The sequence below is a fragment of the Vibrio sp. D404a genome, from assembly GCF_030248535.1.
Classification (GTDB): Bacteria; Pseudomonadota; Gammaproteobacteria; order Enterobacterales; family Vibrionaceae; genus Vibrio.
In genome coordinates, this window is sequence record NZ_JAHGAJ010000005.1 from 16,119 (window position 1) to 29,973 (window position 13,855).

Sequence of the window (13,855 nt, forward strand, 5' to 3'; positions counted from 1 at the left end):
ATCGTACAAGTAATTGTTATAAAAATGATTTGTTTGTATATGGTTTTTTAGAACGGATACCGATAAATAATAATTCCTCGCTATTTGTTCCCTTTGTAAGTGTGTACTTACTTTTATCAAGCTAGGGAGAGCGAGAAGGTGAGACGATGAATTATATGGGTGAAGTGGCGGCAATTGGTGCTGCTATTGTTTGGGCTGGGGCAACGTGGATCTACAGTCAGTTTAGCCACCGTTTTTCTGCTATGCAGCTGAACATCGTCAAGGGTGTGGTCGCTTCGGCAATGATGATGGTCGTTATTCCTCTAATACCAATGCCAGAACTCAAGCTGGAGGCTAACCATATTTGGGTTCTTGCAGTGTCAGGTGTGATTGGTATCGCGATAGGTGACAGTGCTTATTTTGCTTCACTGAAAAGGATTGGAGCAAACAAAACATTACTGCTTGAATCTCTCGCTCCGCCGCTGTCTGGTGTGTTGGCGTTATTGTTATTGGGCGCAGCGCTCTCGATGCAGAGTTGGTTGGGTGTGATCATCACCACGCTTGCAGTGACCTTTGTGGTGTTTCAACCTAGCCAGCAACAAGAGTCTGTCGATTGGAGTGGTGTGGGCTACGGTTTATTGGCCAGTGTATGTCAGGCATCTGGTGTGGTTATCTCGCACTATGCTTTGGTCGCAGGTGACATTCCACCGCTGCTTGGGGCATTGATTCGACTGGCAGTAGGAGTATTGGCGGTGATAGTCATGATTCGACTGTTTGAACCCAAGCCATTTTCAGACATTCGCTCTCATCTAAAGCAGATGGCGACGAAAGATAAAGCTTGGTTACTTGGCGCCATCTTTGTTGGGACATTTCTCGCGCTGTGGTTACAACAAGTGGCGCTGAAACACGCTAACCCAGCGATTGCCCAGACATTGATTGCTACCAGCCCCGTGTTCATTCTGGTTATTTATGCCGTAAAGGGCGAATCAATCTCTAGGCAAAGCCTGATTGGGACACTGTGTGCTGTAGGTGGAATTTCGCTGTTCTTTTTATAGTGGCCGATAACTTATAATGATCAATAGCTTATAACGGCCAATAGTTTATGGCGAACAGTAAAAAATAGAGAGGTGCTGGCCTCTCTATTTTTGGTATCTAACGGATGTAATGACTGAAACAGAATTACTCAGTACAGACCTGATTACGCCCGTTGGCTTTCGCACGATACAAGGCTTTATCGGCACGATAGAAGGTACGCTGAGTATTTTCTCCATCACGATGAAGCGTGATACCGACACTTACCGTAAGACCTCGCTCACCTAAAATCTGATGCCAACCGAATTGGAAAATACGTTCTCGATAGTTTTCTGCGTGCATCTCTGCTTGCGCTTGGTTGGTGTGCTCAAGGATCACCAAGAACTCCTCACCACCGAAACGAACGCATGATGCGCCGCGGAATTTAAAGTAACCGGATAACTCTTGTGACACGCTTACGATGGCTTTATCACCAACTAAGTGGCTTAACTCATCGTTGATCGATTTGAAGTGGTCGATATCCACAACCAACAGTGCAAAGGGGGTGTTGTGGATCAGCAGATCTTTCAGTTTCACATCTAACCAACGGCGATTGTGCAAACCAGTCAGTGGGTCGGTGAATACGTCTTGTTGTAGCTGAGCCACGGCGTTTTTGTGCTGCTCGGTAGTCTCTTTGAGCTCTTTGTTCTCTTGTTCGGATAAGATGAGTTTGAGTTGCAATTCAAAGCGCGACAGGCGGCGTAGCTGGCTTGCCCCGAGTTCACTTATCGGGATCTGTTTCATTAGATCCGTCTCAATGCGATAGCCTTTTTTCTCATGCTCCAGCGCTTCTTTATAGCGTCCTTGGTGCATGCATACCTCACTCATCGAATCATAGAAGCGTTTTGCCAGCACTGGCGAAGAGTAGCTCTTCACTCGTTTACTGGTGCTTTCCAATATCATGCTGGCATAGTCTTGTTTATCGATAATGGTCAGGCAGTGTGCAAGTTCTAAGCGAATCATGGTCGCGAGCCAACTTGCTTGTGTGTTGGTGGCAGTGTGTTGAACAGAGGAGATACAGCGAAGCGCTTCATGGTATTTCTTCTGAGCACGATAGACTTTCGCTTGATAGAGTGAAATCTGCGCTGTCAGTAATTTATTACTCACTAAGATGCTCAGCTCTTCACATTCGCGTAGTAGGTCACTGGCTGCGGTAATTCGGTTGAGGTGAATAAAACTTGCGACCATGTGAAGTTTGAATCTTAAACGCAGCAGGCGGCTGCTGATCGCATGGTCGATGCTGCTGATTTTCTGATAATAACGAAGCGCGCGGTTGTGGTCACCGTATGCATCACACAGATTCCCCATTCCGAGAATCGCCATGACATACTCATCTATATGCCCGTGTTCAACAGAAATGTTTGATGAACTAATAAACTCATTTAGGGCTGCGGTGTAGTCCCCGGTTTCGAGCAAGCGAGAGCTTAAGCTGGTTTTTACCGTGAGTATGTCTTCAACATCATTGGGGAGTGTTAAGAGATCAAGCGCTGCGCGTAGCTCATCAATACTGATTTGATTTTGTTGCAGCTCAGCGCGGTACTCAGAGCTAATGATGTAGCAGTGAGCTTGTTCTTGCTGTGTCGTCGCGATGTGCTGGCGAATGTGATCCCAAAAGATGATCGCCTCTTCTCCAGAGACTGAAGAAGGGTCTAAGCCAGCGTCCGTGATCTTACTTAATAACGTTTCCATCAATCTCTTTCTCAGCTTCGGCTTCTTCTAATTGTTCAAGGGTGAACGGGAAGGTCAAAATGTCATTGAGTGTCACAATTGGCGGTGCGCCTTTCAGTCCTTTTCGATGCCACGGGTAGATGTCGAGCATGGTTGTGATCTTGTCATAGATGGCTTGTGCGGCGTCGCCTTTTTCAGCCAGCATCAGTGCCACGCGTTCGCTGCTCAATCGCGAGATAAAGTCTTCTTGATTACAGAAGGTATGCGCGAGCTCTGTACACACCTCTAAGTAGTTTGGATCGTCATGCTGGAACATGATGATGCTGTGGTTTGAGCGCTTAAGCTCGGTCTTGAACAGTACCAACTGCTCCCACCAAAAGGTCTCTGATACCACGTGAGAAAACTGTTTCTCTGGATCATACTCATATTGGCCACGAATTCGGTTGATCAATTTACGAGCACGTTGTTCCAGTTGGCGTTTTGAACTGCGTGCTTTATCTAACCCGACACGAGTCGTCTGCTCGCGAAGCATGTTGGTCGAATATTGACGGTATTTCTTAAATGCAATCAGAGCTGCTTGATAATCTTGATTCTCTTCGGCGACCAATGATTGCTGGTAACAGATCTGGCTAAGTAACTCGCCATTATCAAATTCATTGGCGGACTGTTCAGCGTGATTCAGTAGCTCTGAGGCTTCTTGAGGTCTTTTTCTGAGTAGCTCTAAACGAGCGCGGCTGATGAATGAGTGTGCCTTCATCCAAACCAAATTGTGTTCAACGGCAAGTTTGTGCGCCTTGGCGGTCGCTTGTTCAGCATCATCAAGACGTTCAAGCCCAAGCAGTGCCAATCCTCTAAAGTCCCAAACCTCTGCATGCCACGTGTTATCTGGGTGGTCTTTTAGCGCTTCTTCTGCACCATCAAGCACCGAGAGCATCTCAACGTAGTTATTGAGCAGGTAGTAGTCCCACGCGAGTAGGATCCGTGCTTTGCCTTCCAGCCACCCAATTCGGCTATTATTTGCCACCTTTACGGCAAGCTGGTGGGTAGAGCGTGCGAGTTTGTACTCATGGGTGATGCGCCAGATGTTACCAAGCCCAATTAGACATTCGATTTGAATTTCAAGTTCGTCGACCAACGCAGACTGTTCGAGCGCGTTAATCCAGTATTGTTGAGCGGAGTAGTATTTAGCTTGGCCCCAGAATTGGAGCGCATGAAGGTGAAGAATTTCAGGAAGAAAGAGATCAGTATCGAGTCGGTTTTGGCGCTTGTAAGCTTCTTTTATGTACTTTAGACCCTTGCGATAATCCATTAGATTCCAGCAACAGCGAGACATCAACATCAGTGATTGAATGGCTCCCTCTTCGAACAAAACCTGTTCCGCTCTCACAAGGCATTGCTCAGCAACCTCGAAGACGACGGCGGGTTCTGAGTCTATGCGTTTCTTGAGTTGTTCAAGCTCTGTTTCAATTAGATACTGGTTTTTGTCCAAGGCTTCAGTCCACAATTATCGAACATACTGATAACACCATCATTATAAGTGTGTGATTTAGGATAAGCACTAATTATCTAACGAAGAGGTGATACCAAGTAATGATCTTTTTGATTAATGAGTGTTACCTCATGTTATTACTTGGTATTCAACAACTTCTAGCATATTCATCTAGATGGTTATGCAATCGTTACGACAGTAGTTGCTTCAAGGTAAGAGGTTGCTCAGCAACGCCTAAGCGCTGTGCCGCTGTTAACCCCTGCTTATCTTGATAGCACAAATTATGCCAAGCTCTGAAGATGTCGAGCAGTGGGAGGATACCACCAGGGCGCAGTTTACGTCTTGGTTCGTTAATAAAGCCATCAAACAGGACTTGGAATCGCTGCTGATAGAATTTGGTCTGTTTGAGTGATGCGTGTTCGAACCAATGTTCTGGTTGCGTATTACTACCAGCTAGGTAACAGATGCCTTTTTGCTTATCACCTTGATTAGCAATCGCCCAACGGTCACGCCACCAACTCATGTGCACAATGTCGATCTTCTCAAACCCTAGGCTGTCATCCCACAGAGAATCTTCCTCAACATACATCAGGTCGACATTGTTGTTCTGAATTCGAGGCAGACAGACACTCAGAGCTGCCGAACGAAGTAGTGGATCTTGAGGCAAGTAGATAGACACCGGTTTGCTCTCGTCACACATATCCAATACATGCAGGAAGTGTGCGTAAGAGGTATACGGTGGACGAACCAATGCGCCTTTCGATGGATAGCTAAAAGAGGTGAGGTTGCCCATTGGATCTTCAACATTACCACGCGCCAGAATGACCTGATATTGCTGTTCAATACGCTCTTTTAGGTTATCCGATGGTGTTGGTAACTCTAGGTTAGCTTCTGAAGAGTGCTCTTTTGATACGAAGCGTGCCACATCATCATAAGGATTGTGGTCAACGTTGCCGACGGGCTCTTCGTTTTGAGAGTAGTTAACATGTTGGCACAAGATGTAGCCAGAGTGTGCTTCACCGGTCGCAATCCAGACCACGCCGTTATTACTTTGAGGCTGTAAGCGCTGGTAGTGTGAAGCAAACTGATAATTCTTTGCGTGATTAACCCAGCGTGCGTCGATCATCGCCAGTTTACGGCGACAACGGCTAGCAATATGATCCACATGGTCATAAAAGGTTTTTGGATTGATCTCTAGCTTTCGGCAGATTTCACGTACGGAATAACCCATGAACAAAAGGCCCATGAGGTTTTCTTGAAATTGCAGTTTTTTGTTGGAGCCTGACCACTTATCGACAAACGTTGATTGGCAATCTTTACAACGGTAGCGTTGTCGGTCGCCACTATAACCAAAGGCATGATAAAGGTGTTTGTGAGTGTGGACAGAGAGCCCAAAGTTGTCGCAGTCATCATTGCGACAAGCAGGGAGGCCGTCACTATGAAGGTGACGAAGCCGATGAAGTTCGTTCAAAACTTCATGGTTGTTAAGTAAGGGGGGGAAAGCTCCACATTCACGACAAACCATCGCTGGACGTTTCGGGTTTGCATGTTGCAAAACATAGCGTTTTGCATCGCTCAAGCCAAAGTTGTCACACGCCAATGTTTTACAAAAGTTGAGTTGTAAACCGTCCGCGTCTTTTGGCAGCTCGTCGTTGGACACGATCGCCCCCTCGGGATTATTTGGGCAGCCAAGCGAACTTGGCTGCGAGGTATTGCTTTTCAATGTATCGTTTATCAAGGATTAGATGTTGATTGCTGTCTCTAGAGCAACTTTCATCATGTCGTTGAACGATTTTTGACGCTCTTCTGAGCTTAGTTTTTCACCACGGATGATGTGGTCAGAAACTGTTAGGATAGTCAGTGCTTTAGCGCCTAGGTCTGCAGCTACGCCGTAGATACCTGCTGCTTCCATATCAACACCTAGGATGCCTAGTTTTTCCATCTTCTCGAAGATGTCAGCTTCTGGAGTGTAGAAAAGGTCTGCAGAGAATACGTTACCTACTTTAACTGGAACTTCTTGTGCACGAGCTTGGTTTACTGCTTCTTCTAGAAGACCGAAATCAGCGATTGCAGCGAAGTCGTGGTCGTTAAAACGAATACGGTTTACTTTAGAGTCAGTAGATGCACCCATACCGATAACAACGTCCATTAGTTTAACGTCGTCACGTACCGCGCCACAGCTACCAACACGGATAACATTTTTTACACCGTACTCAGCAATTAGCTCGTGAACGTAAATGCAGCATGATGGGATACCCATGCCGTGGCCCATTACAGAAACTTTCTTACCTTTGTAAGTACCTGTGTAGCCGAACATGTTACGAACATCACAAACTTGCTTCACGTCATCAAGGAATGTTTCAGCAATGTATTTTGCACGAAGCGGGTCACCCGGCATTAGTACAGTTTCAGCGAAATCACCAGCTTGAGCGTTAATATGAGGTGTAGCCATTGTCGTTCTCCAAATTTATAGCGGTAATTATAGGAACAGAATTTTTAATTACCGTTTCTGTTGAATTGAATTCGTTTCGATGAGGCAATATTAGCGAGTTGAAGCGGTATTCCTTGAGAGGCTGGTCACAAAAAGAGGCGTTTACTTCAATTGTTCGATCATTGATAACCAAATATGTTGAAAGCGCAAAGGCAATCGATTTTGCCATGCAGATATCTGTTGATTTGAGGGAGGAAACAGCAAATCTGGGATGATTAGTGCGCTAAATACAGTTTTGTAAGCATTGCCGAGACAGAGACTCATCGATAATCTAAAATGATAATAATAAAAAATAGGGTTATATATGTCGTACCGCTCAAGCTCATCGCTTCTTAATGTAGTAAAAAAACAGATATCAAGAAAACAGATATCAAAAAAACGAGTTTCAGTTGTTCCACTGCTCGTAGCTAGCCTTTATTCAGCTTGGAGTGTTGGGGCGACATTCGAGTTGCCACCCAACGGTAGTCGTGTTGTTGGCCGAATACAGCATCATGAAGTCACCGCAGGGGAAACCTTAGCTTTGATCGCCAAAGAGTACGACATTGGCTTTCTGTCACTCATGGCTGCTAATAAAGGTGTTGACCCCTTTTTGCCTGCTGAAGGCTATGTTCTGAGTATTCCGAGTCGATTTATTCTTCCTGATGCACCGCGCCAAGGGGTGGTGATCAACTTGGCTGAATTAAGACTCTACTACTTTGAGCCAAGCAAAAACCTAGTGCATGTATTCCCGGTGGGTATTGGACGAGTTGGGCGCGATACCCCAGAAATGACCACGACTATCAGTCAAAAAAGACCGAACCCAACATGGACACCACCCAAATCGATTCGTGAAGAGTATTTAGAAAAGGGGATTGAGCTGCCGCCAGTGGTTCCTGCTGGTCCAGAAAACCCATTGGGTGATTACGCGTTACGTTTGGCGTATGGCTCAGGTGAGTATCTGATTCATGGAACCAACAAGGAGTTCGGCATAGGACTTCGTGTCAGTTCTGGCTGTATTCGAATGGAGCCGAAAGATATCGAGTGGCTATTTGAGAAGGTGAATCGCGGTGAGAAAGTCACCATTATTAATGAACCGATTAAAGTGGCACTTGAACCTGACCGTAGTGTGTTTGTCGAGGCTCATGAACCTTTAACTCGCAGCGATGGTTCGAAAAAGCCACTAGCCATTCCTATTGAGTTGAAGTGGTGGCTAGATGAAGCCGATCTCTCAAACTCCAAGGCCAAGTCAGTGATCTTTGCTCAAAATGGTGTGCCGGTGGAAATTGCTCCACCCACGCAAGAGTGGTGATACCTGTCACAACGCTATCAATAGCACAGCGTTTGTATTCTCTGTATAGAGTGCATCAGACTCGTTTTATTCTCTGTAAAACTAAAAGCCGCTACAAACAAAAGCGCCACTGAAAACAGTGGCGCAAGATCTTGTTATGTATTGAATTACTTAGTGTATGAGCTTGCAATGTTATCGATACGCTCATTCGCACGCATCGCTTCTTCTTTTGCTGCCATCGCTGCGTCAGTCGCTTCTTGAGCTTTCATCTCTGCGTCAGCTTTTTCACTCTTAAGCGCTTCAACTTCACTGCTCAGTTGAGCAACTTGATTTGTTAGCTGTTCCATATCCGACATTGCCGCCTCTTCTGGATCTGAAGAACAACCTGCCAATACGAACACAGAGGCTGCAGCTGCGATTAACACCTTATTCATAAGAACTCCTTGCTTATTGATCATCAAAAGATGCGCTATACATTCTTAATCATATAGTCGCTTCAACATTGATTGTAGCGACTAATTTACCAAGCGCAAAAGTGATCGTACGAAAAATTGCCAAATTATTGAGGTAATTAGCAAGCTGTCACAGTGTTTCTCACAAATGAGACCGTGTAATTTGCCACTTTTTTAGAGTGATATCTCTATGATGTTTAATACGAATCGATAGCGGCTCGAATAAAGTCCACATTAGAAAATCGGATAAATTTTCTGTGATCTCTATCCTTATAAAGGGGTTTCGCGGTATCATGTCACGTTAAATTATTTTTATTCAATACCATCAAGACTGGAGAGTCCTTTGCACTTTAAAGATTTAGGCTTAGATAATCGCTTACTTAAGAACTTAAAACATTATGACTTTAAGAAAGCGACAGAGATCCAACAGAAAGCGATCCCTGTTGCTATTGCCGGTAAGGATCTATTGGCTTCATCAAAAACAGGATCAGGTAAAACATTGGCATTCGTATTGCCGATGATTCATAAGGCGCTAAAAACAAAAGCGTTTTCTGCCCGTGATCCTCGTGGTGTAATCTTGGCTCCAACTCGTGAGTTGGCAAAGCAAGTGTATGGCGAACTTCGCAGCATGCTTGGTGGTCTATCTTACGATGCAGCGTTAATTCTTGGTGGTGAGAACTTTAACGACCAAGTAAAAGCACTTCGTAAATACCCTCGCTTTATCGTCGCAACACCGGGTCGTCTTGCCGACCACCTAGAGCATCGTTCATTGTTCTTAGATGGTGTTGAAACACTGATTCTAGACGAAGCTGACCGTATGTTGGATCTGGGCTTCGCGCCGGAGCTGCGTCGTATCGCTAATGCTGCTAAGCACCGTCGTCGTCAAACTTTGATGTTCTCTGCAACATTGGATCATGCGGAAGTGAATGGTATTGCTAACGAGATGCTGGATGCGCCAAAACGTATCGCAATTGGTGTATCGAACGAGCAGCACTTAGACATCACTCAAAAATTCTACCTATGTGATCACCTTGACCATAAAGAAGCGATTCTTGATCGTGTATTAGAAGAAGCTGAATACCGTCAGGTGATGATCTTCACGGCAACACGTGCGGATACAGATCGTCTAACTGATAAGCTAAACGAGAAGAAACTAAAAGCGGTTGCGTTGAGTGGTAACCTTAACCAAACACAACGTAACGCAATCATGAGCCAATTTGAGCGTGCCGTGTATAAGATCTTGGTGACGACGGACGTTGCGTCTCGTGGTATCGATATTCCAAACGTGAGCCACGTAATCAACTTTGACATGCCAAAGCATACTGAAGAGTACGTTCACCGTGTAGGTCGTACAGGTCGTGCTGGTAACAAAGGTGACGCAATTTCTTTGGTTGGTCCAAAAGACTGGGACAGCTTTAAGCGCGTTGAGCTTTACCTTCAGCAAGATCTTAATTTCTCAGTTCTTGAGGGTTTGAAAGGTAAGTTCAAAGGCATTAAGCCTCGTAAACCAGCCTTCAAGAAAGGTGGCCCTGCGAAGAAGGCGAATAAGCCACAGGCGAAGAAAACAGCCAAGAAACCGGTTAAGCGCGATAAGAGCTTCCACCAGAATGTGGCCGTGGGTGATACTGTTTTCATCCCGAAAAAGAAAGTTGCCCCTAAGGTCGACGACGAGTAAACAAGAAAACCGCCGCAATGGCGGTTTTCTTTTATCTGACGTTTAGCTATCTGCTTGTTACGACACAGAAATCAAAAGTGATTAGTTAAAAATTAAAGCGGGATAGCGAATTCATCAGTATGTGGGTTGCGATGTACTTGTGCGTTGCGGTGGTTGGGTGAGTCACGCCCCAGAACACGTAACTGTCTGAGCCATAGGTAGCGCAATCATTCGTTAAGCTATGACTGTACAAGTAATCCTGAGACGCACTGCGATTAATGTCCAAGCAGGCATCTTTTGCGTTTCTGAATCCGTGTTTTTGTGGCTCACTGGTGATACTTGAAAACAGTGCATGAGCATCAAATAGGATCACGTTGTCACCTTTGCTTTGATAGTACTCCGCTTGCTCTTTAATGAATTGGTTGAATGCCAGAATTTTGCCACGAACTGTCTCGATTTCTTGTTCAGTAGAGTATTTGAATTGAGGCGCTTTGGTCGCGTCAGGTAAGGTGAACAGAAGAATGTTCTTGGCACCAGCATCGGTTAAGCGAATCAGTGCGCTACTAAAATCGGCTTTTACATCAGCCACTTCACGTTCGTAATTCATGAAGTCATTTAAACCAAACTCTAAGGTAAACAGTGTGTTCTCAGGTCGATAATTCTTCGCCATCTTCATGTAGGTAAGGTATGATGTGACCTGATCATAGACCCCTGTAAGAGCGACATATTGATTGGTTCCTGCTGCGCCACCGACAGCCCAGTTATAAAGTGGCACTCCCTTGGCATTCGCTAAATACTCCGTCCACACAAAACCATTTGAGAAGTGACCTAAGAACCAAGAATTCGGATTGGGGAAGATCCATTGCGAACCGTTAAATAAGTTCCCCGTGTCTGAAAGGCTATCGCCAAAAGCCACGACACGGTTGATTTGTTCGGCTTGGAAGCCGTAATCGTTCGTCCATATTGAATGATTGTAAGAGAAGCGGTTATCGGCAGCGAAATAGGTGATATCGGCCTTATCGTGTTGAACATCCAACGTGTCTACGCAGCGCTGTTTTATCTCTTGCTGTGGGGTATCGCTATAGAACATGTTTTTAAAAGAGACTGAGGACCACCAGTAGCCATCGATGGTGTAATAGTCTCCGTTTTCCTTTCTCGCCCACTCCCAGTCAGTGGCGGGTGAATCATGGCTTGCATCGGTTCGATACCAACATCTGACGTAGGTATAGGTGGAATCTGATTGCGTTTGTGCTACTTGTGCTGAAGTGATCGACTCTGGCGTCATCATGTTGTCTTGTGCTGAAACGGCACCAAATGGCATCAATAGCGCCAAAGCTAACGTTGTTTTTTTCATAATTAGGATCTGTCTATTTAGTGTTGGAAGTTGAAATAGCCAGCGATCAGTAACGGATACTAATAAAACTGGTCAGACCTATATGTATTAGTGATGCGTATTGGTCAATCCATTCGATTTTATAATTTTTCTGTTCTGGCACTAGGATCGACTTTCCAACGTAAATCTGTTTAAAAACTACCGATAGTGCTTTCAGATTACAGAAGACTATCTCGATCTTTGTGTTGTTATAACCGAACAAAAACTCATTAAAACAAAGTCTTATCTTTATTTTTGTCAGTAAATCCCTGTTTACCTTCGAACTGAAAAGATTAAATCTTTCTTTGGTGAATGCGTTGTTGATGTTCAATTTAGATGTTGAATGAAAGTCTCCGCTCACGATTTTTAATTTATAAATTTCTATTTTTAGATTTCCTCTCCTAGCTTTTCAACTCATCCGAGGTCTAATTTGTTTAAGGAGAAGGACGTTGAAGAAGACGATGCTTATTGCAGCTTTGTGCTTGGCAAGTGCGAGTTCAGTGGCGGGTACCAGTACCACTCCACTGGAGCAGTCAGGTTATACGCAAACTCAGTACCCAATCGTTTTGGTACATGGGTTGTTTGGTTTTGACACACTTGCTGGGGTTGATTATTTCTATGGCATCCCTGAGTCGTTGGCGAAAGATGGGGCCAATGTGTATGTCGCTCAAGTGTCTGCCACGAACAGTTCAGAGATTCGAGGCGAGCAGTTACTGGCTCAAGTTGAGACGATCATTGCCGTCACCGGTGCAGAGAAAGTCAATTTGGTTGGTCATAGCCATGGTGGGCCCACTGCAAGGTATGTGGGTTCAGTGAGACCCGATCTTGTTGCATCGGTAACGAGTGTCGGTGGGGTTCATAAAGGGTCTGCAGTCGCTGATCTTGTGAGAGGAAATGTAGAAGAAGGATCCGTCACCGAGTCGATCGCAGTTAAGTTGGCTGGTGGACTCACCACATTGATTAACTTACTTTCCGGCGGAAGCGATCTTGAACAAGATGGGCTCGCTTCATTAGAAGCCCTAACGACTGAAGGCTCTGTAGCATTCAATCAGCATTATCCAGAAGGCGTACCTACATCGGCGTGTGGGGATGGTGAGTGGCAAGCCAGTAATGGTGTTTATTACTACTCTTGGACTGGCTCATCGACCTTTACTAACTTGCTCGATCCAACTGATGGAGCGATGACGATTTTAGGTTTGGCGTTTGATGGCCCTAGCGATGGCTTAGTTGAGACCTGTAGTGCGCATTTAGGCCGAGTGATTGGTGATAGCTATAAAATGAATCATTTGGATGAAATCAACGGGACGTTAGGGATCCACCACCTTTTTGAAACAGACCCTGTCACGCTCTATCGTCAACACGCCAATCGTCTCAAGCTTGCAGGCTTGTAAATTAAGGAGTTAACCGATGAAAAAGACCTCACTGTTACTGATATCGATGATCGCTGTAGGAAGCCTCAGTGCGGTCTTTTCTAAAGATCAATCGCGTGCGCAAGCCGTGTCGGAAAATCACCTCAAGAGTAAATCTCAAAGCGATACTGAGATCGACCAAAGTTCCGCGAAAGATACGATGGATTATTTCATCGCGGCGATGGTTGATGTTGACCTCAATCAGGTCAAAGAAAATGTCTCTGATTTCAAAAATATGGAACCTAATAGCGTGATAGATGACCGGTTATTTGAAAAATATTTGGAGTACAAATCGGCGCTAGAGCAGATAGATTATTCGAATAATTATTCTAATTTAAGCATTGAAGCGCTAACAGAATTACATGAGTTTTTAATGGATCAGCAAGCCTATTACTTCACAGTGAGTGAACAGGAGTTGCTGTTTGCCCATGACAATAGAATGCGCGAGCTAGCGATTGAAAAGCTGAAGTTAAGACAGGAGTACTCTGATCCGGTTGAATTCGAAAGGAAGTGGTTAGAAGCATTGAGCTTACAACCTGAGTATGTCCAACAAACGCAAAAAAACGCCTTAGTCTTAAGTCAACTATCGTCCACGAACAGTTTAGATAACCAACATAAATACCTTAATCGAGTAGAGATTGTCGGTGAAAGTGCAGCACAGCGATTAAGTGCATTAGACGCCGAGCGCGCGCAATTTGATAGCGATTTTCAGCAGTTTATAGCGCAGAGAGAGACGATTCTAGATAATCCTAGCTTGAGTACCGAAGAACAATCACACCAAGTCGCTGCACTGAGAGGTGGTCTGTTTCCGGAACAGCAGTTAAAACGAGTGGAAGCACTAGAGCGTATTCACGATAGTGGAAACAACTGATGTGTTCGACTAAGTGGCTGTAAATGAATAATTAGATAGAGTAATAAACCGTAAAGATACATGTTGCCCAGATAATAATTGAGAGTTATATCACTGAATCATGAAAATGATAATTGATCTCATTACCATTTA

General features: G+C 44.8%; 11 protein-coding genes. 5 read left to right on the forward strand and 6 right to left on the reverse strand.

Annotated elements, in window-relative coordinates; genetic code table 11:
* The first annotated feature begins 146 nt into the window (after positions 1-146).
* Positions 147-1,034, forward strand: a complete 888-nt coding sequence (locus KI655_RS02885; RefSeq protein ID WP_285401576.1) for a DMT family transporter — start codon at positions 147-149, stop codon at positions 1,032-1,034.
* Between the two features lie 124 nt (positions 1,035-1,158).
* Here KI655_RS02885 and KI655_RS02890 read toward each other — a convergent pair whose 3' ends face one another.
* From KI655_RS02890 to deoD, 4 genes are all read right to left on the reverse strand, one after another.
* On the reverse strand, positions 1,159-2,739 hold the full coding sequence (locus tag KI655_RS02890; RefSeq protein ID WP_285401578.1) for a GGDEF domain-containing protein: 1,581 nt from the start codon (positions 2,737-2,739) through the stop codon (positions 1,159-1,161).
* Positions 2,720-4,207 carry a hypothetical protein gene (locus KI655_RS02895; RefSeq protein ID WP_285401580.1) on the reverse strand — a complete coding sequence of 496 codons (1,488 nt, stop codon included), beginning with the start codon at positions 4,205-4,207 and terminating at the stop codon, positions 2,720-2,722. Before KI655_RS02895 ends, KI655_RS02890 begins: the two co-directional genes overlap by 20 nt.
* A 190-nt stretch (positions 4,208-4,397) precedes the next feature.
* Complete coding sequence (locus KI655_RS02900) at positions 4,398-5,867, reverse strand: lactate dehydrogenase (RefSeq protein ID WP_285401582.1); 1,470 nt, start codon at positions 5,865-5,867, stop codon at positions 4,398-4,400.
* An 81-nt stretch (positions 5,868-5,948) separates the two neighbouring features.
* Positions 5,949-6,659 carry a purine-nucleoside phosphorylase gene (gene deoD / locus KI655_RS02905; protein ID WP_032550517.1) on the reverse strand — a complete coding sequence of 237 codons (711 nt, stop codon included), beginning with the start codon at positions 6,657-6,659 and terminating at the stop codon, positions 5,949-5,951.
* 343 nt (positions 6,660-7,002) lie between these two features.
* Here deoD and KI655_RS02910 point away from each other — a divergent pair, with 343 nt between their 5' ends.
* A complete protein-coding gene (locus tag KI655_RS02910) occupies positions 7,003-7,986 on the forward strand; it encodes a L,D-transpeptidase family protein (RefSeq protein ID WP_285401584.1) in 984 nt (327 codons plus the stop codon).
* Positions 7,987-8,132: 146 nt separating this feature from the next.
* Here KI655_RS02910 and KI655_RS02915 read toward each other — a convergent pair whose 3' ends face one another.
* Positions 8,133-8,399, reverse strand: a complete 267-nt coding sequence (locus KI655_RS02915) for an Lpp/OprI family alanine-zipper lipoprotein (protein WP_285401586.1) — start codon at positions 8,397-8,399, stop codon at positions 8,133-8,135.
* 361 nt (positions 8,400-8,760) lie between these two features.
* Between KI655_RS02915 and KI655_RS02920 the strand changes: the two genes are divergently transcribed.
* Positions 8,761-10,092, forward strand: a complete 1,332-nt coding sequence (locus KI655_RS02920) for a DEAD/DEAH box helicase (RefSeq protein WP_285401588.1) — start codon at positions 8,761-8,763, stop codon at positions 10,090-10,092.
* Between the two features lie 85 nt (positions 10,093-10,177).
* Here the strand turns inward: KI655_RS02920 and KI655_RS02925 are convergent, their stop codons facing one another.
* On the reverse strand, positions 10,178-11,425 hold the full coding sequence (locus tag KI655_RS02925) for an SGNH/GDSL hydrolase family protein (protein WP_285401590.1): 1,248 nt from the start codon (positions 11,423-11,425) through the stop codon (positions 10,178-10,180).
* Between the two features lie 479 nt (positions 11,426-11,904).
* Here KI655_RS02925 and KI655_RS02930 point away from each other — a divergent pair, with 479 nt between their 5' ends.
* Both KI655_RS02930 and KI655_RS02935 read left to right on the forward strand, forming a co-directional pair.
* A complete protein-coding gene (locus tag KI655_RS02930; protein WP_373417259.1) occupies positions 11,905-12,834 on the forward strand; it encodes a lipase family alpha/beta hydrolase in 930 nt (309 codons plus the stop codon).
* Between the two features lie 16 nt (positions 12,835-12,850).
* Positions 12,851-13,723 carry a lipase secretion chaperone gene (locus KI655_RS02935; protein ID WP_285401594.1) on the forward strand — a complete coding sequence of 291 codons (873 nt, stop codon included), beginning with the start codon at positions 12,851-12,853 and terminating at the stop codon, positions 13,721-13,723.
* Positions 13,724-13,855 lie beyond the last annotated feature (132 nt).